Annotated in this window: 15 protein-coding genes; 13 read left to right on the plus strand and 2 right to left on the minus strand. The window is 46.0% G+C overall.

Annotated elements, in window-relative coordinates; genetic code table 11:
* The first annotated feature begins 503 nt into the window (after positions 1 to 503).
* From H3S83_RS11290 to H3S83_RS11330, 9 genes are all read left to right on the plus strand, one after another.
* A complete protein-coding gene (locus H3S83_RS11290; protein WP_198239889.1) occupies positions 504 to 2,378 on the plus strand; it encodes an ABC transporter ATP-binding protein in 1,875 nt (624 codons plus the stop codon).
* Positions 2,375 to 4,159 (plus strand): ABC transporter ATP-binding protein, encoded by a 1,785-nt coding sequence (locus H3S83_RS11295; protein WP_198239890.1) that lies wholly within the window; start codon positions 2,375 to 2,377, stop codon positions 4,157 to 4,159. Before H3S83_RS11290 ends, H3S83_RS11295 begins: the two co-directional genes overlap by 4 nt.
* A 475-nt stretch (positions 4,160 to 4,634) precedes the next feature.
* Positions 4,635 to 5,489 carry a siderophore-interacting protein gene (locus H3S83_RS11300; protein ID WP_198239891.1) on the plus strand — a complete coding sequence of 285 codons (855 nt, stop codon included), beginning with the start codon at positions 4,635 to 4,637 and terminating at the stop codon, positions 5,487 to 5,489.
* A 673-nt stretch (positions 5,490 to 6,162) separates the two neighbouring features.
* Positions 6,163 to 7,806 (plus strand): lactate permease LctP family transporter, encoded by a 1,644-nt coding sequence (locus H3S83_RS11305; protein WP_198239892.1) that lies wholly within the window; start codon positions 6,163 to 6,165, stop codon positions 7,804 to 7,806.
* 245 nt (positions 7,807 to 8,051) lie between these two features.
* Positions 8,052 to 9,188 carry an FMN-dependent L-lactate dehydrogenase LldD gene (gene lldD, locus H3S83_RS11310; protein ID WP_078040447.1) on the plus strand — a complete coding sequence of 379 codons (1,137 nt, stop codon included), beginning with the start codon at positions 8,052 to 8,054 and terminating at the stop codon, positions 9,186 to 9,188.
* A gap of 704 nt (positions 9,189 to 9,892) precedes the next feature.
* Positions 9,893 to 10,951: an acyl-CoA dehydrogenase family protein gene (locus tag H3S83_RS11315; RefSeq protein ID WP_198239893.1), complete on the plus strand. Its 1,059-nt coding sequence runs from the start codon at positions 9,893 to 9,895 to the stop codon at positions 10,949 to 10,951.
* Between the two features lie 25 nt (positions 10,952 to 10,976).
* Entirely contained in the window at positions 10,977 to 11,762 is a 786-nt protein-coding gene (locus tag H3S83_RS11320; protein ID WP_198239894.1) for an ABC transporter ATP-binding protein, read from the plus strand.
* Complete coding sequence (locus H3S83_RS11325; protein ID WP_198239895.1) at positions 11,759 to 12,946, plus strand: ABC transporter substrate-binding protein; 1,188 nt, start codon at positions 11,759 to 11,761, stop codon at positions 12,944 to 12,946. Before H3S83_RS11320 ends, H3S83_RS11325 begins: the two co-directional genes overlap by 4 nt.
* Positions 12,947 to 12,961: 15 nt before the next feature.
* Positions 12,962 to 13,708 carry an ABC transporter permease gene (locus tag H3S83_RS11330; protein WP_198239896.1) on the plus strand — a complete coding sequence of 249 codons (747 nt, stop codon included), beginning with the start codon at positions 12,962 to 12,964 and terminating at the stop codon, positions 13,706 to 13,708.
* 332 nt (positions 13,709 to 14,040) lie between these two features.
* Here the strand turns inward: H3S83_RS11330 and H3S83_RS11335 are convergent, their stop codons facing one another.
* A complete protein-coding gene (locus tag H3S83_RS11335; protein ID WP_198225955.1) occupies positions 14,041 to 14,445 on the minus strand; it encodes a helix-turn-helix domain-containing protein in 405 nt (134 codons plus the stop codon).
* 106 nt (positions 14,446 to 14,551) lie between these two features.
* Here H3S83_RS11335 and H3S83_RS11340 point away from each other — a divergent pair, with 106 nt between their 5' ends.
* Positions 14,552 to 15,745 carry an MFS transporter gene (locus H3S83_RS11340; protein WP_198239897.1) on the plus strand — a complete coding sequence of 398 codons (1,194 nt, stop codon included), beginning with the start codon at positions 14,552 to 14,554 and terminating at the stop codon, positions 15,743 to 15,745.
* Between the two features lie 1,324 nt (positions 15,746 to 17,069).
* Here H3S83_RS11340 and H3S83_RS11345 read toward each other — a convergent pair.
* Positions 17,070 to 17,939 carry a LysR family transcriptional regulator gene (locus H3S83_RS11345; RefSeq protein ID WP_198239898.1) on the minus strand — a complete coding sequence of 290 codons (870 nt, stop codon included), beginning with the start codon at positions 17,937 to 17,939 and terminating at the stop codon, positions 17,070 to 17,072.
* A 244-nt stretch (positions 17,940 to 18,183) separates the two neighbouring features.
* On the opposite strand from H3S83_RS11345, the gene cydD reads away from it, so the two are divergent.
* From cydD to H3S83_RS11360, 3 genes are read left to right on the plus strand one after another with little or no spacing between them, the layout of a single operon-like run.
* Positions 18,184 to 19,881 carry a thiol reductant ABC exporter subunit CydD gene (cydD, locus tag H3S83_RS11350; protein WP_198239899.1) on the plus strand — a complete coding sequence of 566 codons (1,698 nt, stop codon included), beginning with the start codon at positions 18,184 to 18,186 and terminating at the stop codon, positions 19,879 to 19,881.
* A complete protein-coding gene (locus H3S83_RS11355) occupies positions 19,878 to 21,587 on the plus strand; it encodes an amino acid ABC transporter ATP-binding/permease protein (RefSeq protein WP_198239900.1) in 1,710 nt (569 codons plus the stop codon). Before cydD ends, H3S83_RS11355 begins: the two co-directional genes overlap by 4 nt.
* A gap of 11 nt (positions 21,588 to 21,598) precedes the next feature.
* Positions 21,599 to 23,173 carry a cytochrome ubiquinol oxidase subunit I gene (locus tag H3S83_RS11360; RefSeq protein WP_198239901.1) on the plus strand — a complete coding sequence of 525 codons (1,575 nt, stop codon included), beginning with the start codon at positions 21,599 to 21,601 and terminating at the stop codon, positions 23,171 to 23,173.
* Positions 23,174 to 23,182: the final 9 nt, after the last annotated feature.

Genomic DNA, 23,182 nt, shown 5'->3' on the forward strand with positions numbered 1-23,182 from the left:
CAAACTTAGCCCATTATATTTCAGCTTATGTTGTGAGGCATAATTTTTTTAAAAATTATGCCTCATCAAACAATGAAATTGAGTGCCACGGGTATCAAAACCGTCAACTAACGTTGCAGGCTTGACATAGAACCTTTTTAACGACCGAAAACGCCGATTTAATGCCTCTCACCTTTCCGGCAATTCCTTGAAGCTTTCTCGTGCAAAATGTTTTTCTGACCTCAGGAACATGGATGACAAGAATAATTTTTGTCCGATAGCTGCGATGATCGTGATACAGGTTTGAAAAGCCTGATGGAAAGCGCATAAAATTGATCGCGTTTTTTTCCAAAAATTATCCTGTTTGGAAAACGGTTTTCTCCTGAGAACACCGAAATTTATTCTAAAAAATCGGTGACAACAAAACCGATAAAAAAGTTTTTCATGGGTAAACAAATAAAACTATACCAAAATTATCAAAAATAAGTCATAGTCGGTTTTTAACAATTTTTGCGGTAATCGTGATGAGCCAACAACCATCCATGAATTCAACATTTTATGACAGTGAAAAGCCTGCCACTTTTCTGGGGCTTTTACGCTATTCGCGTTTTTTTACAGGCTCCGCCATCATCACGGCCATTATTGCTGCGGCTTTGAGCATTGCGCCCTTCTATGTGATTTCGCTTATTGCCGGCGAGCTTTTGAAACCGACGGTCAACCCGACGAGACTCTGGTATCTTGCAGGTGTTGCGATCGGCCTTGTTCTGCTTAGATGGATATTCGTATCTTTAAGTGACATGCTTGCCCATAAAGGGGCGTTCACCATTCTCTTTACACTCAGAAAAAGAGCAGCGCAAAAACTGGGAGAGGTTCCACTGTCGTTTTTTGCAAACCAGTCTTCAGGGAAACTCAGGCGCACGCTTTATGATGATATTGACAGTCTTGAAAGCCTTTATGCCCATATTTTGCCTAATCTCAGTTCTGCTCCCATTGTATCGCTTTCGGCTCTTATCCTTTTGTTTTTTGCCGATTGGCGGCTTGCCATTATTGTTTTAATCCCCTTGCCGATTGCCTTTTTTGCGCAATGGTGGATGACCCGCGGCATGGGCGATGACATGCGTGAATGGATTGGTTTACAACAAAAAATTTCAGGCGAAATCAGCGAATTTATCCGTGGTGTACACGTTATCAAAAGTTTCGGTCTCGATACGCGGTCTTTTGGCAATCTTTCAAAGACAATCCATAATGCGGTTGACTGGGCGCACAGTTTTGCGGCCAGAGTAACACGCTCGTTCATGACATTTGCTATTTTACTGCGCGGCAATCTTGTTCTGGTCGCCCCGATCGGAGCCATATTCTATGTAAACGGTTCACTTGAACCGGCTACTTTTGTGTTATTTTTGCTTCTTTCGCCACTGGTTCTTGAACCTCTTCTGACCCTTTCAGGGGCACTTCATGAGAAAATGAACCATATCGAAGCGATGGATCATATCAACGAGGTTTTGACTGCAAAACCGCTTATCGAAAATTACAATAGCAAAACACCTGAAGGCCCCTATGAAATTGTTTTTGACGATGTTTCTTATAGTTACGGCAAAAGGCTCGCGATCGACCATGTCAGTTTTAGCGCAAAAGCCGATCAAGTTACGGCATTGGTGGGGCCAAGCGGTTCGGGCAAAAGTACACTTCTGAAACTTGTTGCGCGACTTTATGAATTCGACCATGGGCATTTAACAATAGGTGGGCTTGATGTGCGCGACTGGCGACTTGACGACCTTCTCGACAAGACCAGCATTGTTTTTCAGGATGTTGTTCTCCTTTATGGCACTGTTGCCGATAATTTGCGCATTGCCAAACCCGATGCGAGTGATGAGGAACTTAAAGAGGCCTGCCGCCTTGCCAAAGCAGACGGTTTTATCGAAGCTCTGCCGCAAGGCTATGATACGCTCCTTCAGGAACGCGGCTCGCAACTTTCCGGCGGCGAACGCCAAAGGCTTTCGATTGCCCGCGCTTTTTTGAAAAATTCGCCAATCCTGCTCCTTGATGAACCGACTTCAAGTCTTGATCCGGAAAATGAAAACCTCATCCATGAGGCACTCGAAACACTTTATAAAAATCGCACAGTTCTCATTGTCGGCCATCATTTGCAAAATCTTGTTTCTGCCGACAAGATTATTGTGATGGATCATGGCAGGCTAGCGGGCGAAGGCCGCCATGAAGAGCTTTTGAAAAATTGCCCGACCTACCGGATTTTATGGCAAGACCAGCTTTCGGCCGGCGCGTGGTCGCTCGGAGAAGAGGCAGGAGAAGCCGAAGAAAAAACCGACACTAGGGTGGAAGACAATAGAACCCTCTCAACAAAACAGGATAATTTGGCAGAAAAAGGCGGGCAGTCATGATAATCGATATTTTAACGTCCGGTTTCCGGCTGTCGAAAACGCGCGACAAACAACTCGTTCACGGCATTTTATGGACGATTGTCGAAGGTTTTTTTGCAGCACTCCCCTTCGTCTTCCTTTTTATGATGTTGACACAGGCCTTTGCCAAAGAGTTGACAATCAAAGCCGCTATTTTTTTCGGGGGCGGCATGGTTTTGAGCTTTTTATTGCGCATCGGTACAAGTGCGATCGGTGCGCCGAAAATATATAATGGTGCTTTCACTATGATGGGCGAGGCGCGCCTTAATGTGGCAGAACATTTGCGCAAACTTCCCATGGGTTGGTTCAACAAGCAAAGAAGCGGCGACCTTGCAGGAAGACTGACGTCCGATATTACTTTTGTCGAACATATGTGGTCGCATTTCATCCAGCCATTTGTTGCCGGTTTTTCAATGCCGGTTTTTCTGACTATTTTTCTTTTCTTTGTCGACTTTCGTCTGGCAATTGTCATGCTTTGCGGCTTTCCTTTGACTTTGCTTGCCTTGTTATGGACGCTCGCTATGGGAAAAAGCGCAGGCGTGAAACTTGGAAAAGCCAATAGTGCCGTGCAGTCGGCATTGCTTGAATATGTGCAAAGTATCACTGTTATCCGCAGCTTTGGACGTTTCGGCAATAGCTGGAAGAGACTTGTAAAAATCCTCAACGACCAGCGCAATGCCTGGTTCCACGCCGAAACAAGAACCTCGCCGTTCCTGTCATGCTTCGGTTTTGTGCTGGAAATGAGCTATATCAGTCTGGTTATTTTCGGCATTTATTGGTTGGCAAATGACAAGCTTACAGTCCCTCAATTGTTGATTTTCCTGATTATCGCTTTGCCCGTCTACCGCCAATTATATGAAGTCGGTCAGGCAATGTTGATGTTGCGTCTGGCAAACCGTTCACTCATGCGCATTGAAGCGCTGCTTCATGAACCGACCTTGTCAGAGCCGCAACATCCAAAAATGCCGGAAAATTATGAAATCCGTTTCGACCATGTGGGTTTCAGCTATGACAAAAAAGAAGCTGACAAAAAAGAAGTGGCCGGACACAAAGTCCTAGATGATATTTCATGCACGATCAGGCCGCAGGAATTAACGGCAATAGTTGGCCCGAGCGGTGCCGGAAAGACAAGTTTTGTCCACCTTATCGCGCGTCTTTGGGAAAGAACGGAAGGTAAAATCACGATCGGCAATATCGACCTTAAAGACATAGGGACCGAAAATCTTCACCGGTTGATCGGCATGGTGTTTCAGGATGTTCTTCTCTTTTCCGGAACGGTCTATGACAATATCAAAATCGGCAAGGAAGATGCGAGCCGTGAGGAAATCATCGAAGCAGCAAAACAGGCCGAAGCCCATCAATTTATCATGGCATTGCCGGAAGGTTATGACACAGTGCTTGACGAGCATGGAAGCTCGCTTTCAGGGGGCGAACAGCAGCGCATATCCATTGCCCGCGCTTTCTTGAAAAACGCCCCGATATTGCTTCTTGATGAAGCAACCGCAAGCCTTGACCCGTCGGCAGAAGCAGAAATTCAACGCGCCATGAATGCTTTAACCAGAACCCGCACAGTCGTTGTCATTGCCCACCGGCTGAACAGCATTCGTCGGGCCGACCATATCATTGTTCTGAAAAATGGGAAAATCGTTGAAGAAGGAACCCATGATACATTGGTGAAAGCCGATGGCCTCTATCAAAAATTATGGAATAACCAGAATAAAGCACATGGCGTGTCTCCGCAAACCGAAGCCATTCCGAATTGATCCAAAGATGAACAAAAAGCAGGGTTACCAGCCGCCAATCAAGCTTGAAATTTCAAGCTTTTTCGGGTTGGAAAAGCTGGTCTTCAAGCTTTGTCACAAGAATTGCCAAATGCGACAGCGCGCTCTTTGCAGGAAAAAATGGGAAAGCACAGTCATAGAGGGAAAGAATGCGATAGTATGCCCTTTATGTGAAAATTGGAGAGCACGCTTTGTATAGAAATATTACACGTCATCCTGTCAACTGACAGGCGCAATTTGAAGGAACTCACTATTTCCTGGATTGGACGGTCATCAATGGATAAGCACTGTTCATTCTGGCAAACTTCCGGCAAGCCGGAAAACCACATGAAAACGTAATTGACAGACAGCGATATTTTCTTCAATACCGGTTTACTAAAAACTTGACTATTATATTCATTTTTATTCGTCTATAGTTTTAAACCTAAAAAAAACAATCGGTGCGGGAGTTTAAGAGATGGAAAAGACAGAAAACGGGAATACGGCTGAACTAACGCCGGAAAACCACATGGACGGGATGGAACGCCTTGAACTCACGGTCAGCCGGATTTATGAACCTTTTCCCCACCTCATCCGCCTGACCGGAACAATCAGCCCGACGAACCCGATTGAATGGCAACAGGCAAATGTTGCCGTGCGTTTCGAGATAGGCGAAACCGGACAAGGCCGCAAGGTTTACCGGATTTATACAATCCGTTCTTTTAATCCCGCGACACATGAAATCGAAGTCGATTTTGTCAAACATAAAGGGGAAAGCCCCGCTATCAATTGGCTTCAAAGTTTGAAAGCCGGATCTCATGCTTATTTGATTGGTCCACGCCCGCAATTTTCAACGGAAGAATATAAAAATAAAAAGCTGAAGCTCTTTGCTGATGAAACCGCCATTCCGGCCATTTTTTCCATTCTTTCCCATTGGCCGGAAAATACCGAAGCCGAAATCTATATCGAATCCGCCACGGCAGAAGCAGCCGGTGAACTCCCCGATAGAAAGGGGGTCAAAAAACATATCTATGTGCGAAAGGAAGAAGAATATCCGGGGCAAACCGGTTTTCTTGTTCACTCGGCTGAAAAGATTAGCTCCGCAGAAGGTTGCTCCATCTGGATTGCCTGTGAACGCGAAGAAGCCCGTGCAATCAGGAAACACTTTATGGCGAACTGCAATGTGAAAAAGCAGAATATCAAAGCCGTCGGATATTGGCGCCGTGGGCTTGCCAGTTCGGAAATCGAAAAAATTCGCGGCAAATATTATAACGAACTTATTGCACAGGGAAAAACCGAAAAAGATTTCGATGAATTCGACATTCCGGCTTGATAGGCGGCTGGCTCGAAAATAGAATATCAATATTTACGAGATGTCCCCTAAAGGTAAACAGCGACCGATGATAAATAGCTGATCGGTGACTGGTAAATAAATATAAATGATGGAAAAGCCGATATGACCGACATACCGGCTCCAACAAGAGGCGTTCCCCTTTTTAAAAAATGCCCGGCCTTTTTCGACTGTCAAAGAGGTGAAAGAAGTCAGATCTTCTTTTCCCCCTTTTCTGCTATAAAGGTGAAAAAAATAGCCCTCGTCAAAACCGACCTCTACCAATTTTCAAGAGACAACTTCTCGTTAAGAGCACGCTATTTCTTTGTTAATCGGCACTTTGTTAAATAATCGACACGTCAATCAGTGAATTGCGTTTACCCAAACGGGCGAAAACGAAACACCTATATTTATTCACCCGAATTTTGAAAGCTCGGGCGTATAGCCACGAAAAAATCATGGAACACTATGGCAAAACGTCTTAAATAACGGCTTTGCTTTAAAAAAACGTCATTTTTATAATTTTTATAATAAAAATCCGAATATTTTCCAATAAAAACCTATTTTTGGTTCATATATGCAAATTTTAAGCTCAAATAAATTGACGTTTTAGTTTTCTTCAGCCTTACTACTTACCAGCCAACATTTATCGCACACGTATTGGGAGGAGAAAACAATGACGTGGATGCAGAATTATATTCCGGTTGGAAATATTTGGCTTTCGGCATTAATTGCCGCAATACCGATTATTTTCTTTTTTCTGGCTTTAACTCTTCTTCGCATGAAAGGGCATGTGGCTGGTACAATCACTGTTATCCTGTCATTCCTGATTGCCGTTTTTGTCTATGGCATGCCGATCGGACCGGCGGTTTCATCTGCGATATATGGTTTTTTCTACGGTCTTTGGCCAATCGCATGGATTATCGTTGGCGCGGTGTTTCTTTATAAGATTTCGGTTGTCACCGGTGACTTCAACATTGTTCGCCATTCCATTTTAGGAATTACCGAAGACCAGCGCCTGCAGCTCATTCTGGTGGGTTTTGCTTTCGGCGCTTTTCTTGAAGGTGCTGCCGGTTTCGGTGCACCGGTTGCAATTACTGCGGCGCTCCTTGCAGGCTTGGGCTTTCGCCCGCTTTATGCGGCCGGTCTTTGTCTTATTGCCAATACCGCTCCGGTTGCCTTCGGCGCCATGGGAATTCCGATTATTGTTGCCGGACAGGTTTCAAATCTCGACCCGTTTTTATTAAGCCAGATGGCAGGGCGCCAATTGCCATTTCTTTCGGTGTTTGTTCCTTTTCTGCTTGTCATTATCATGGATGGCTGGCGTGGCGTTCGCGAAACCTGGCCGGCTGTGCTTGTTGGTGGCGGCACATTTGCGATTGTCCAATTCCTGACTTCCAACTATTTCGGGCCGGAATTGCCTGATATTACAGCCGCTATTGCAACACTCGTTGTTTTGCCGCTGTTCTTGCGTTTCTGGCAGCCAAAACGCGTTTTCCGCTTTGACGAAAGCGAAGCTGCCCCCAAAGAAGATGTTCCCCATTATTCAATGGGAGAAATTATCAAAGCATGGTCACCTTTTATCATATTGACCATTTTTGTTATGATTTGGAGCATTGCGCCTTTCAAAAAACTATTTGCCAAAGGTGGCGCCTTGGAAAGCTGGGTGTTGAGTTTCGACGTATCATTCCTCAATAATATCATTGTCAAAACGGCGCCCATCGTTGCAACCGATGCCAAAATCAGCGCTGTTTATAAATTCGACTGGTTTTCAGCCACGGGAACTGCAATTATCCTTGCCGCAATCGTCAGTACTTTTGTTTTGAAAATGCGCCCTGCTCGCGCCATTGGCGTTTTCGGCATGACGTTGAAAGAACTTGCCCTTCCGATTTATTCGATCGGCATTGTTCTTGCTTTTGCTTTCATTGCCAATTATTCGGGACTTTCCTCCACTTTGGCGCTGGCTTTGTCACATACGGGTAAAAGTTTTACGTTCTTCTCGCCATTTCTCGGATGGCTCGGCGTTTTTGTGACCGGTTCGGATACGTCTTCCAATGCGCTGTTCGGTGCCTTGCAAGCAACCACAGCCCATCAGATTGGCGTTTCCGATGTTCTGCTTGTTGCAGTCAACAGTACGGGTGGTGTCACCGGCAAGATGATCTCGCCGCAGTCGATTGCAATTGCCTGTGCGGCGGTGGGACTTGTCGGGAAAGAATCCGACCTCTTCCGCTACACTGTCAAATATTCGCTGGGGCTTTGTGCCGTTGCCGGTATCATGACAACGCTTCAGGGATATGTTCTTTCGTGGATGATCCCGTAATATTGATTTTACTTCCCGTTACTGTTTCTTGTTAATATCGGAAATACTGACAGTCTTCCTGAAACATAGAAATAAAACCGGAAGTTAAAGCGGAATTTCGGAGGCGTAAAAGGTCAATTTTATTACGCCTCTCGAAAAACATTCAATACCAATATCAACATTTTCAAAGGATAAAATTTTTATTCATCTCTTTGCCGAATTGGCTCCGGCGTTCGAGCCATAAAACAACCAAGACGGGTAATGAAATGATTATATCTTCTATCTCGGATTATCGCGAAGGTGCGCGGCGCAAACTCCCTCCATTTCTTTTTCATTATATTGATGGCGGGGCTTATGCCGAGCGAACCCTGCAACGCAATACAACCGATCTGTCCGATATTGCGCTTCGCCAACGCATTTTGAAAAATATGTCGGAGCTTAGTCTCGAAACCGAGCTTTTCGGCGAAAAAATGAAAATGCCGGTGGCACTTTCACCGGTGGGGCTTACCGGCATGTATGCGCGCCGTGGTGAAGTTCAGGCTGCAAAGGCTGCCCAATCACGCGGTATTCCCTTTACACTTTCGACTGTTTCAGTGTGTCCGATTGAAGAGGTCCAGTCACAAGTTCCAAATCCGATCTGGTTCCAGCTTTATGTTCTCAAAGATCGCGGGTTCATGAAAAATGTACTCGAAAGAGCGGCCGCCCAAGGCATCAAGACATTGGTATTCACTGTTGATATGCCGGTTCCGGGGGCCCGTTACCGTGACCGCCATTCCGGCATGTCCGGTCCGTTTGCCAAATTGCGCCAATATACACAAGCTGTTCTTCATCCTGCCTGGGCTTATGATGTCGGCATCATGGGACGGCCTCACGACCTCGGCAATATTTCCACCTATCGCGGAAAACCGACCAATCTGGAAGATTATATTGGTTGGCTTGGTGCCAATTTCGACCCGTCGATAAGCTGGAAAGACCTTGAATGGATTCGTGAATTCTGGAAAGGTCCAATGCTTATCAAAGGCATTCTCGACGTTGAAGATGCCCGCGATGCTGTGCGTTTCGGAGCAGACGGCGTTATTGTTTCCAACCATGGCGGGCGCCAGCTTGACGGCGTGCCTTCAACCGTCAAGGCATTGCCGAAAATTGCCGAAGTTTTAAAACCCGATCTCAAAGTTCTCGTTGATAGCGGTGTGCGCTCAGGCCTTGATGTTGTGCGCATGATTGCACTTGGAGCCGATACAGTTATGCTTGGCCGTGCCTTTGCTTATGCCTTGGGAACCGATGGCGAAAAGGGCGTTGCCAATATGCTTGATCTCATAGCCAAGGAAATGCGTGTTGCAATGACGCTGACCGGAGCCAAGAAAATAAGCGACATTAATGCGGACATGCTCGTCAAAGACTAAAAAACTGTGTCGGGATTTAAAGCTGCATAAATCTCGACATAGCCGATTTTCAATCAATGCATCAGAACCTCATAAATCGCTTTTGGCTTCTGTTGAAAATTGCTTTTGAAAAAAGGACTGCCAGAATGGTGATGCCATCTCGCAGTCCCCATTTCGCAGCTTTTGTTTTTATGACAAGCATTGCCTGTTTTTTGCTTTGTCCAAAGCGGAGTTGAAGTGATTTTCTGTTTGGAAAATGAATGGTCATTTGTCGGTTCAAAAAATTTGTCGGTTTCCCACTTCCCGCGAAAAATTCTATTACTTCTTGCCTTTTTTATCGGCAATTTAAAGAACTATTTTTTTAAAAACTCTTGTTTCCAATGATAAATTGTTCAACAATTTTATCATTCCGCTTTTTTCGGAGCCAAAGATTGCCCCCGCTTGCGTAACAGGCATGTGATTTGTTGCCTCGGGCCCGATTTTAAACCAGCTTTTTCATTTAAAAATTTTTAAAAATGCATGCGGGTTTTCTTGATGAAAAAATAAAAGGTTGAACATTTCTAAAAAACAAGAAATATTAACGATGTCCATAGCAAGTTTGCGGGGAATTAAAATGTCTCTTCCTTCACAATTCAACGTTTTTCAATCGCGCCTTTCTTCAACAAGCGGCGCGAAAAAACAGTGTTTGTCTTTTTCTTCTCCCCTCACCAATAGGCTATTTTAAAATGTTATCCCCTCGTTTGAAGAGCTCGGATAAGCTCTATCCGTGGGCTGAAGCCCATGCAGAGGAATGGGACACCACGGTCCAATCCTCGAAAATTATATTGGAGAGCCTCGCAAAAGAAAAATTGACCGGCATAGGTGTGCCGGAAAAATTCGGTGGCGATGGCAAAACCATTGCTGACGCTATTTTGACGATTTCCGACATTGCCTATTCCTCGTTCACGGCTGCCTTCGTCTTATGGGCGCACCGCGCTTATATCGAATGCGTTTTAGAAAGCCCGAATGAAGCGCTCAAAAGCCGTCAATTGCCGCTTTTGACATCAGGTAAAATGGCCGGTTCTGCCGGTCTTTCCAATTTGATGAAGCATCTTTCGGGCCTCGAAAAAATGGAAAATTTTGCCTCGCTTGAGAATGGCATCTATCAGCTTACCGGTAAAATGCCGTGGATTACCAATATCGACCAACAAGGCTTTTTTGCAGCCTGTGCAGCCGAACTTGATAACGGGCGCGCGGTCGTTTTCAGCCTTGAAAACAGTGACAAAGGGGTGAATGTCCAATCGCTCGATTTATTGGCTTTGCGTTCAAGCGGGACAAAAGCGATCACCATGGATAAGGTTGCTTTAACGGCTGACCGGATTTTACATGACAATATTGCCGAATGGCTGAAAACATTGCGTCCGGCGTTTATCGCACTCCAATGCGGTCTATTTTCAGGATTGGCAGCGCGCTTTATTGACGAAGCCAAAAAACATTTCAATGCCCGAAGAGCGTCGCTCAAAGGCGACATAGACGAGGTAGACAAAAAGCTGTCAAGCTTGCGCGATGCACTTATCAAAGGTGTAAACAACCGCCATTTTGTCGATGCTCCCGAAGACTTATTCAAGCTCCGCATCAGCTTGACCGACTGGCTCTGGAAAGCGGTTCTGCTTGAATTGGAAACCCGCGGTGGCGGTGCCTATCTCATGGAGACTGCCGAAGGATTTCCCCGTCGTTTGCGCGAAGCAAGTTTTGTTCCCATTATTACCCCCAGTGTCACGCAGCTTAAAAACGCCTTGGCGTGATTAACCCGTTTATGCATTCAAATTCATGACAGAAAAAGCCCCCCTTCTTGAAGCCAAAAACATCGTTTTGCGGTATCGCGACGATGCGCCCTCTATTCTTGAAAATTTCAACCTTGCAATCGGAAGGAATGAAACTGTTTCCATTCTGGGGCCAAGCGGTGTCGGAAAATCGAGCCTTTTACGTGTACTTTCCGGCCTGCAAAAGCCCAATGGCGGCCATATTTTTGTTCACGGCAAAGAGCTTACCCGTGTTGACCCGAATATTGCTGTGGCCTTTCAAAATCCGGGTTTATTGCCGTGGCTGACATTGGAAAAAAATGTGGCCTTTGGCCTTGATTTCAAAAACCGCGAAAAGCTTGAAAAAAGCGAACGGCAAAATCGGGTGAATAAAGCGATCCACGAAGTGGGGCTTGATTATGCGCGCAAACTTCGCCCCTCCGAGCTTTCCGGCGGCATGGCGCAACGGGCAGGACTGGCGCGTTGCTTTGCAAGAAATCCGGAACTGCTTTTTCTCGACGAACCGTTCGGCGCACTTGATGAATTGACGCGCCAAGATATGCAAAATCTGCTGATTAAACTCGTTAAAGAATTTTCCGCTTCAACGCTTCTTGTTACGCATGACATCGATGAAGCCTTGCTTGTCAGCGAACGCATTATTCTGCTTGGCGGAAAACCGGCAAACATCATCGGCACATGGACAATCAATTTCCCCAAACCGCGCAATCAATTTGTCGAAGAACTCGGCAAAATCCGTATCGAAATTCTTGCAACTTTGAGAGATGCAGGACTTAAAAAAAGAGATGAAATATGAAAGATGAATATTTTTCCCGCCGCGACATTTTGCGGCTATCGGCTTTATTGACGGCAAGTGGCGCTTTGCCGTTTTTAAATATTGGAAGAGCAAAATCACAGGAAAAGGATGAGCCGGTAAAAGTCGGCTATTTGCCAATCACCGATGCAACAGCTTTGCTTGTGGCTCATGGTAAAGGTTTTTTTGAAAGCGAAGGTTTGAAAGCTGAAAAACCGGTTCTCTTTCGGAGCTGGTCACAAATTGTAGAAGCTTTTTTTGCCGGCCAGATCAATGTGATGCATGTCCTTTCGCCAATCGCTATCTGGGCACGCTATTCAAGTAAAGCGCCGCTTAAAGTCGTTGCATGGAACCATATGAGCGGCTCCGGTTTTTCAGTTGCCAATGACATCAATTCCATTTCCGATCTTGGCGGCAAGAACGTTGCTATTCCATTCTGGTATTCAATCCACACAGTTGTGTTACAAATGATCTTGCGCAAAAACGGCTTGAAACCTGTTTCCAGAAAAAGTGGCACAATTGAAAAAAATGAAGTCAATATGGTGATCATGGCCCCATCGGATATGATACCGGCTGTCGCCAATGGTCAGGTTTCGGGCTTTATCGTTGCAGAACCCTTCAATGCAGCAGGTGAAGCGGCCAAAGTTTCAAAACTTGCAAGATTTACGGCCGATGTCTGGCGTGACCATGCCTGCTGTCTTGTCTGTATGCAGGAAAACGACCTGAAAGAGCGCCCCGAATGGTCGCAAAAAGTCGTATCCGCCATGGTCAAAGCGCAATTGTGGACAGCAAAGAACCGCGAAGAAACAGCGCTTCTTCTTTCCAAAGAAAATCCGAACAAATATATGCCTTTCGGTTCCGATGTTCTTAAACGTGTTCTTGTTCCGAACGAAGATGATAACCGGTTTTATGAAAAATCGGGTGCAATCATTCACCCCGACTGGCTTGAAAAGCGCATAGATTTTCAGCCCTATCCTTATCCGAGCTACACGGAAGAACTGGTAAGACGCCTGAAAGACACTTTGATTGAGGGTGATAATGCGTTTCTTCAACCGCTTGATCCGGCTTTTGCCGCAAAAGACCTTGTCGATGACCAATTTGTCAAACGCGCATTAAGCGAAGTTGGCGGACTTCCCGCTTTCGGCATGAAAGACAGTTTCGTGCGCAATGAAGAGATTGAAGTTTAACGGGGAGAAAGCGTGATGAAAAGCTGCCTTCGCCATTTGTCCGGTTTGTCAGGACTTGTTCTGCTTCTTTTCCTCTGGTGGCTTGGAACAGATGTTTTGAGCGCCAAAAACAGCTTTGCAAGCCGCTTTTCGGTTGAGGAAACATTGCCGACTTTCTGGCACTTGTTGACCGGCTCCGACTTATTCCTTCACGCTCTCATCAGCCTTAAACGCATTGTCGTCGGTTTGCTTTTTGCACTCGTCATTGGCGTGCCTGTCGGGCTTTTGATCGGTGCTAAACCATGGGTGGAAAGAGCGACCGGTCCGGCATTCCAGTTTCTGCGCATGATCTCGCCATTGTCGTGGATGCCGATTGCCGTGATGGTTTTCGGCATTGGCGACAAGCCGATTTATTTTCTTCTTACCTTTGCAACCGTCTGGCCAATCATGTTCAACACGGCAGCAGGTGTCAAACAACTTGATCGGCATTTTCTGCTGGTTGCAAAAAGCCTTGCTGCAACACAAAGTGAAACATTGCTCTATGTGGTTTTTCCGGGAATTCTAAGCCATATGATGACGGGGATCCGTTTGGCTATCGGCATTGCATGGATTATCATTGTACCTTGTGAAATGTTGGGCGTCTCGGCAGGCCTTGGCTATTTCATTCTTGATACACGCGACCGGCTTGCTTATCCGGAACTGATGTCAACCATATTGCTTATCGGATTGATCGGCTATTTGCTTGATAGCGCAGTTCGCGCGGTCGCCCGCCGCCTTGGCTGATCTTGCCTTGCAACTTTGGCTGAAAAAATGACCCGAACCGGATTTTAAAAGGACGAGGGCGAAAGTCCCCATCCTTTATCCGAGTGTTTTAAATAACCTTGATAAACCGGATGTAGGGTTAATAGCCGCAGTAATTTTAACCGTAAGCATCGCTAACGATTTTGTTCCTTGAAAATCCTGACTGTGGTGAACGGGGAAGAAAAGAACATATGGTCTAATTTTTCAAGTTTTCCGGTTACTCACCCGATGTTTCCCGCAAACAAAAGCAAGGGAAAATACCACTTTGTTTTACTAACGCTACGTGGGGCTTCTGCCATCATTTTACCAACGCATTAATGAGCGGGTTTCTCATCCTGTTTTGCGTTTTTGTGCTGGTTTTTCTCGAACTTTTCCAATGCGTCGCAGTTGCTTTTTCCCCAATCAAACAGCATTTCAACTGGTTCGCAAAATCTTTTTCCAAGCGGGGTGAGCGAATATTCAACCTTTGGGGGAACAACCGTAAAAACATGGCGGTGAACCAGCCCACCTTGTTCAAGATCACGCAATGTCTGGATCATCATTTTTTTGGAAATTCCCGGTAAAGCGCGTTGCAGTTCACCAGTGCGACATTTGCCATTTGGCCAATGGAACAATGCGTGCAAAAGCATGCTTTTCCATTTGACCGAAAATAATTCCATAATTCTTCGTGCCGGACAGGTTTCGACAAAGACTAGGTTTTCCTTGGTGTTTTTCGGCATAATAGTCACTTTTTGGTATCTATGTCCCTATCAAGTACCTTCTAGCATATTTTTTACTACTAGCCTAGCTGTTTCCTGTATCTAACACAAATCAGGGAATATCATTATGCCAGCTGCTTTATGGGCTTTTGCAATTGCCGCTTTTGGTATCGGCACAACAGAATATATTATTTCCGGCCTTTTGCCTGCCATTCAGGCAGAGTTTCACATTTCGGTCTCGGCTGCCGGTTTCTTGGCAACCTCTTATGCATTGGGGGTATTTTTCGGAACACCGATTATCATCATATTGGGAAGCAATGTCGAAAAGAAAAAACTGCTGCTTCTTGCATTGACATTTTTCATCGTCGGAAATTTTCTGACTGCGCTTGCCCCCAATTTTACCACCGCCATTTTCGGGCGGGTTATCAATTCTCTTTGCCACGGGGTTTTCATCGGTATTGCTTCTGTCCTTGCCGCCGACCTCGTCCCTCAAGATAAGCGGACCAGCGCAATCGCCTTCATGTTCAGCGGCATGACAGCCGCCAATTTTATCGGCGTTCCTGCCGGTACCTGGTTCAGCCATGTAACGTCATGGCGTACCACTTTTTATCTCATTACACTTATCGGTATGGTTGCATTTGTTGCAACGTCGCGACTTGTTCCGAAACAGCCGAAACATCATGAACAATCATTGAAAAACGAACTATTTGTTTTTGGCGATATTCATGTTCTTCTTGCCATGGGCATCACTATTTTAGGCCCTGCAGCATTTTTCACCTCGATTACCTATATTGCCCCGATGGCCAAGGAGCTTGGTCATTTTTCCGATCAGGGCGTTACATTTCTTCTGTTTATTTTTGGCGGAGGCCTGTTTGTCGGAAATTATTTGGGTGGCAAATTTGCCGACCGTGCACTGATGCCGGTTCTTTATATTACGCTCTTCGGGCAAGCCGTTGTGATGCTGTTTTTCTATCTCACTATAGCCAGCAAAATTGCGGATGTATTTTCGATATTTTTCATGGCTGCCTTCGGTTTTGCCAGCGTCTCGCCAATCCAGCGCCTTGTTATGGATAGGGCAAAAGCCGCTGGCGGTGCCAATCTCGCTTCGGCAGTCAATATCGGCTTTTTCAACCTTGGTAATGCGCTGGGCTCATGGCTCGGCGGTCTGGTGATCGCCCTTGGCTTTGGCTATGCCTCGCCGAACTGGGCAGGTGCTTGCCTTTCTTTTGCAGCACTTTTCCTTGCGGTTCTCTCAAGCCTTTTTGCAAAACACCAAGCAAAGAAGGAATTAAGGGACTGTTGCTCATCAAATACAAACTAAACCATTGCCTGGCGGGGACATACAAGTCCCCGCTCTTTGTTTCGCCTTTTTAGAGCGTTGACATTTATCGGTAACTGCCGAAACTGCGCCTCAAGGCGAAAGCAACGAGGCAATGTCGTAGTCAGGCAAGGGAAAAAGACCAGCTCACCAAAAAGCCCTTCTTACCAGAAATTCAATTTCAGCCGGGAAATCCGCCTTATCAACAAATCCGCACCATCTGTAAATTCGGGCTAGCCGTCAATTTATGCCATTTGCGAATCCGGAACGTCCACAAACCCAAGACGCACGAACATTTTATAAAGTGGGTGCCAGTGCTGTTTTTCTGATCTTCAAGGATTAAAACTATGTAGCGGTAGAAGTTTCATAGCTCCCACGAAGCCGACATTTCGACACCACGATATATCTTTGCAACAGAAGTTTCCCGACCATTTATTTTAACAATCGTTTGATTTAACAAAATGGAATTCAGAACCCTTGGCTATGTCCGGTCATGAACACCCGCCGACTAAACAGATTTTTTAATAAAAATTCCCGTTTCGGAAATTTTCCAACAAGTTACAAGAGCTTGAAACTTTGGCGACACCAATGCCGGTGAACAAAATTTTCTAGACGTCGAAACTGCGCCAACTTTCAAGACGCCTTGCAAATCCATTCGTCGGGCATTTGGCACCCTCCTCTAATACTCCCTCTCACTACAAAGGAAACGCGCTGGTATTTCTGAAAGCGCAGATGTCGGAAATCCGAATTTCCAAATTGACTGTCCGAATTCTTGATCTACTTTGGAAGTAATAGCTATGAAAAATCGCCCGCCTCAGGACCATTTGCCCCTTGAAGTGGCAAAAAAACCTCTAAAACCCGTAATCAATTGGATAATCACAGTCCTGCACTTCACGGAAAGTCAAATCGCCCCTTTTTCCCTTTAGAAAAAATTATCAAGATCATTGCAATTCCTGGTCACCACGCGTTGCGGGCTCACAGGAATATTGGATTAGCGAGAGTTTGAACAAGCCGGTATTTTTGCTCGCCAGTGTTTCAGCCGATCAATGTTTCAGACACACGGAATTTTCAACCCGATAAATTCATGCCGATAAATTTCTCTATTCGTGATATTTTTTCAACTTCAAAAATACTCCAGTACTTTCACAGGCTTTTCCCGAAAATAGATAGTTTTGAACACACTTCCCGTTATATTCTTTAACCGGATAATTATTTCTCTATAAAGCTGCAAAAAAGGATACGATTCACTTCAAACGATTTTTTTGGAAAAATATTCCTCTAAAATAAAGCTAGAAGTTTCGCTATTGGTGCAAAATACCCGTTTTAATTACTGTTTTAGGAAATTTTTCAATTTTCCGTTTGTAACCGGAATATTTTTCTTCCACGTCGCTTCGTAACGGATTTGTATCGGGCGCTCTTCCTGATCGCACAAGATATAACGCTGACCTGATGTCATAGTGATTGCCGATTTTGGCAAGAGTGCCGCTCCGAGTCCGCAATGCGCCCAGTTTTCAAGTTCACGAAAAGAAACTGTTTTTCCGGTATATTCTTTCAGAACATGATTGTGGTGCCCGAACATTTCCCTGATAAACTTGTTCAATCCGGATTCGTCATCGACCATAACAAAGACTTCGTCGGCAATATCGGAAAAATGCACCACATTGACGTTTCTGATCGGTTGTGCCGTGCTCGGTATAAAATAGAGCGGCTCTTCATAAAGAAATTCGCTTGCCCTTGTAGGCTTTTTTTCTGCTTCAACATCAAAGACATAATCGACTTCACCGCGTTCCAGCAAGTCGATGAGATCACCGCTATTGCGTTCGCATAACACGATTTCCGAGTTCGGATTCTCCGTGCGAAAATCATTCATAACGGCTGCCAGATATTGGCAGCTCATCAATGGCGATTTGCCGATCCTGACAACGTTTGTTTCCTGATTATTGAATTTTTTGCTTTCGTCGACGAGATTGAAATTCGCCTCGATCAGCTTTTCGATATAGGGCATGATATGTTGGCCAAAAGGCGTAAGGCCGACACGGCGCGTCGTGCGCGAGAAAATGCGCGCCTGAAACTCGTCCTCAAGCTGGGCAATGCTGTTTGACAAGGTCGGCTGCGTCACATGGCAGTTCTTTGCCGCTACAGTAAAATTGCCGGACTGTGCAACAGCAAGGACATAATTCAATTGTGCCAGATTCATCAGTCGTACCCCAAGTGTTCCCTCTCATGATTTATAGCTTAAAGAAATAAATCACATTTGCAAATACAATTTTTAAAACCCGGTCCGCCCATGTATAAAAAATTTATGAGCTCATACCTATATAATACTCATTGATACAATAACGCCTATTCTTGAAATTTAAAGAAGTGAGGACGTAAGTGTTGGCGGCAATTCGGCCGCAACGACCTTATATGTTTTGACTGTGAAAACGGGTCAAATTGATATGGAAAATGAAAGAGCCGGTCACTTGCCAAGGCTTACCCTATCACAAATCATATTCAGTCTTTTGCCACTCTTCTGGATTGCCGAAGCTGCACTATTGAGCCTGATTGTTGCCAAAGCAGACGGGGCATTATCAACCGTTATCATTGCAGGCCTTGCCATTATTATACTTGCAGCAATCAAAGCCTGTCTTGATTATCATAGCCAACTTGATCTCTTCAAAAATTCCCGTCAGAACCTGAATGAGTGGCGCAAACGCGGATTAGCCCACCTTAATTTTCTTTCTCCTTTAAGTAAAAAACGTATGCCGAGTGGCGAGGCAGCCAATATTCTTGTCGATCAGGGCGAGACGCTCGTTTCATGGAACGCGAAATACTTCCCCCTGATGCTTCGCGCTGCGGTCGTTCCGCTTGTCATCCTTTGCCTTATACTGCCGTTTTCGTGGCTTGCCTGTCTGCTGCTTTTTATAACTGCACCGATCATCCCGCTCTTTTGGGCTATTATCGGCGCCAAAGCCCAAAAAGCCGCAAAAGAACAATGGCAGGAAATGGGCGAGATGAACGGCTATCTGCTTGATCGTTTGCGCGGAATAAAAACATTGCGCATTCTTGATGCCACCTTCTGGAGTGCGAAACGCCTTGCCCGCCAATCCGACGACCTCATTACACGGACAATGAAGGTGCTACGCATTGCTTTTTTGTCGTCGGCCGTGCTCGAACTTTTCTCGGCTCTCGGTGTCGCTTTGATGGCCGTCTATATCGGTTTTCATCTTTTAGGCGTCATTACTATCGGCTTTTGGGGAAACAAGCTCAGCCTTGCCGAAGGACTCTTCATTCTTTTGCTTGCTCCGAGTTTTTTTGAACCTTTGCGCGAACTTGCAAGCGTCTGGCACGACCGTGTTGCAGGTAAAGCTGCCATGGAAAATTTCACAAAACTTGTCGGCAAAGGCGAGACGATAGTTCATCAACCTTCTGATGTTCGCCAATCGCCAATTGTTCAACAATCATATGATACGAAACCGGAAGAAACAGCTTCCCTGAAGAATGGCGCTGCAATCGAAATTGAGAATCTCTCATTCGGCTTTATTCCCGAAAAGCCGGTTTTCAAAAACTTTTCGCTAAAAATCGGCAGACAAGAAAAAGTTGCGCTGACAGGAAAAAGCGGCGCCGGAAAATCGGTTCTGCTCGCGCTTATTGCCGGTCTTATTCAGCCTGACAAGGGATCAATCAAAGTCAACGGCTTGACTGTGGACGGGAACAATATAGATGAAATTCGAGCCAAAATCGGCTGGATGGGTGCAAAGCCTTATTGGTTCGACCAGTCAATCCTCTCCAATATAACATTCAACAGAAAATTCGATCATATAGACGATTATCTTGATCTTGCCAATTTGCATGATTTCGCCAATGAGCGCAAATACCAGCGCCTCGGTGAAGGCGGAACCGGTGTTTCCGGTGGCGAAGCTGCCCGTCTTTCTTTGGTGCGGCTCGCACTGGAAAAAGACCGCAATGTCCTTCTTATCGACGAGCCGACAGCCCATCTTGACCCTGAAAGTGCAAAAATCGTTATAGATGCACTCGTCAAAATTTCCGGAGAAAATAGCCTCCTTGTTGCAACCCATGACCCGGAACTTTTCAAGCGCATGGACAGAGTGATTGAACTTTCGCCGGACGTTAATTTGAGGGAGAGCGAGAGATGAAAACAATCCTTGCTCTTATTGCGCCTCGCGACAGAATTATTCGCAAAAAAATGCTTTGGGGACTTGTCTTCGCCGTTCTCACAGCACTTTCGACAATCGGCCTTCTTTGCCTATCCGGCTGGTTTATCACCGCAACAGGAATAGCGGGATTAACGATTGCGGCAACACGTGTTTTTGATGTTTTTATGCCCTCGGCTGCCATACGGTTTTTTGCACTTTTGAGAACCGGTGCGCGCTACGCAGAACGGCTCGTCAATCATGATGCGACATTCATGCAGAGCAGAGGCTTGCGGTTGCAACTCTTCAAAACGATTGCACAAAGAAAATCCTTGCGCGATCTTGCCATGCGTCCGGCAAGGCTATTGCACCGTTTAACCGGCGATATTGATAGTTACGAGCTCATTTATCTGAAGCTTATCGTCCCTTCCATTGTTGCGCTCATTGCAATTTTAACAATTATAGCGGTGCTTTCGTCCGTTCATTTGGGCATGGGGATTGGCTTCGGACTGATTGTTTTTGCCACCGTCATTGTTTTTTCCAGCCTTTCCATAAAACTTGACGAAAAACGGTCGGCCTCCCTTGCAATACGTCGTGAAAGCCTGCGCACGCGTGTAATCGCACTTCTTTCCGGCCAGACCGATCTTGTTATGAATGGTTGCCAGCAGGCTTTCACCAGCCATGTTATGAACACGGAAGACAGCCTTGCAACAAGTGATATTTCTCTGAAAAGACGGCAGCTCGCCATTGAAGCAGTAAGCGGTTTTGTCGACAAGTTCATTTTTGTCGGGCTTATTTTCTCAACTGTTTTCCTCTATCGCTATGGTTCGATCAGTCTGCCGCTAACTGTACTTTGTGTACTTGCCGCACTGACACTCTATGACCTTATCAAACCGCTTTATCAGGGCTGTGGCGAGATCGGCCGCTATATATTGGCGTTACGCAGACTTTCGCCATTTGTCGAAGGTGAAAGTGCCAATTCAGCCAAACCCCGCGAAGAGTTGCCACCATGTAGCTATGTTGCGATAGCCGACATCAAGCGGGCAAGCTACGAGCCGCAATTGCCGGCAGTTTTGAACGATATTCATTTCAACGTCAGCTCGGGAGAAAAAATAGCCTTTGTTGGCCCCAATGGTGCCGGCAAAAGTTCGCTTATTTCGCTCTTCATGACAAAAGATATGATTGTGGAGGGAAAAATTGCAGCAATTAAAGCAGCATTATTGGAACAAAATACCTATATATTTCATGACACTCTGCATGAGAACCTGAAACTTGCCAATGTGACCGCCTCAGACGAAGACATGGTCGAGGCCATGGAGCGTGCGGGACTACACGACTATCTCGATAATCTCAAAGACGGCCTCTATAGCAGCATCGGTGAAAACCAGACCGGTCTTTCAACCGGTCAGGCACGTCGCTTCGCATTGGCACGCCTTTTCCTGCAGAAACGCGACCTGTGGCTACTTGATGAGCCGACAGAGAATATAGATGGCGGAACCGCCCGCGATATTCTCGAGCGCATGAAGCACTATGGGCGTGAAAAAAGCTGGCTCCTTGTCACCCACCTGAAACGGGAAGCAACCTGTTGCGACCGCATCATCACACTCGATCACACCCGCATCACCGGCGACTATGAGCGCTCGAGCGAGAACTATCAACGCGTTTTAGAAAGTTTACGCGAGGACAATTATGACAAACACTCAATGTAAGGACTTGAATTATGGATATTGACATTGTCAGCCTATCACGGTTCCAATTCGCCGCGACAGCGCTTTACCATTTTCTGTTTGTCCCACTAACGCTAGGATTATCAATCCTGCTTGCCATTATGGAAAGCGTTTATGTCATGACAGGTCGAACGATCTGGCGAGACATGACCAAGTTCTGGGGACTGCTATTTGGTATAAATTTTGCGTTAGGTGTGGCAACCGGCGTGGTTATGGAATTCCAGTTCGGCATGAACTGGAGCTATTATAGCCATTATGTCGGCGATATTTTTGGCGCACCTTTGGCTATCGAAGCTTTGATGGCTTTCTTTCTGGAAGCAACTTTTGTCGGCCTGTTCTTCTTCGGATGGGACCGCATGTCAAAGGTTAAACACCTGATTGCCACATGGTGCGTGGCCTTCGGCTCGAACTTCTCGGCTTTGTGGATTCTGGTTGCCAATGGCTGGATGCAAAATCCGGTCGCCTCGACCTTCAACCCGCAAACCATGCGTATGGAATTGGGCGACTTTGCCTCGGTTATTTTAAATCCTGTTGCGCAAGCGAAATTCGTTCACACGGTTTCAGCCGGTTATACAACAGCTGCCGCTTTCGTTCTTGGCGTTTCAGCCTGGTACCTCCTGAGAGGTCGCTATAAAGAAATTGCCAAACGGTCGATGACAGTTGCTGCATCATTCGGTCTTGCTGCTTCACTTTCCGTCGTTGTTCTGGGGGATGAAAGCGGCTACCTTTCCGGCGAACACCAGAAAATGAAACTCGCTGCAATCGAAGCCATGTGGGATACTGAAAAAGCTCCGGCTTCTTTCACACTGTTCGGTCTTCCCGATGTTCAAAACCGCGAAACCCATTTTGCAATCCACATTCCGTGGGTAATGGGCATTATCGGTACGCGTTCGTTTGACGAACAGATCCCCGGCATCAAGGATCTCGTTGCCCAATCTGAAAAAGAAATCAGACAAGGTATCCTTGCTTATGATGCACTGGACAAAATCCAGCAGGCAAAAGGCGCAGCTGTTCCACAAGAAACAATCGACCAGTTTGAAAATAACGGTCGTTCACTCGGTTATGCACTTCTGTTGAAACGCTATGTCGATGACCCGCGCACGGCAACAGATGAACAAATCAGCAAAGCGGCTTGGGACCTTGTTCCGGAAGTTCCGGTCATCTTCTGGGCTTTCCGTATCATGGTTGCCTGTGGTTTTGCCCTTATCCTGATTATGGCGACATTCTTCTATCTGTCGGCACGTCATCGTTTGGAAAACAGACGTTGGTTGCTTAAACTTGCTGTTTGCGCCATCGCACTTCCATGGATTTCTGTTGAATGTGGATGGGTTGTTGCCGAAATTGGACGTCAGCCCTGGATTATCGAAGGAATTCTTCCGACCGCCGTTGCGGTTTCAAACCTCGGCGTTACGACAGTATTCCTTACAATTTGCGGCTTTGTTGCCCTCTATACCGCGCTTCTTGTCGTAGAAGTCCGCTTGATGCTGAAATATATCAGGAAAGGTCCGGATGCTCTTAACGACCACAGCGAGGTTCAAAACAACGCCTCTGCCACAGCATTATCTTAAAGGATAAAA

This window comes from Bartonella sp. W8122 (genome assembly GCF_016102485.1).
Lineage (GTDB): Bacteria > Pseudomonadota > Alphaproteobacteria > Rhizobiales > Rhizobiaceae > Bartonella > Bartonella apihabitans.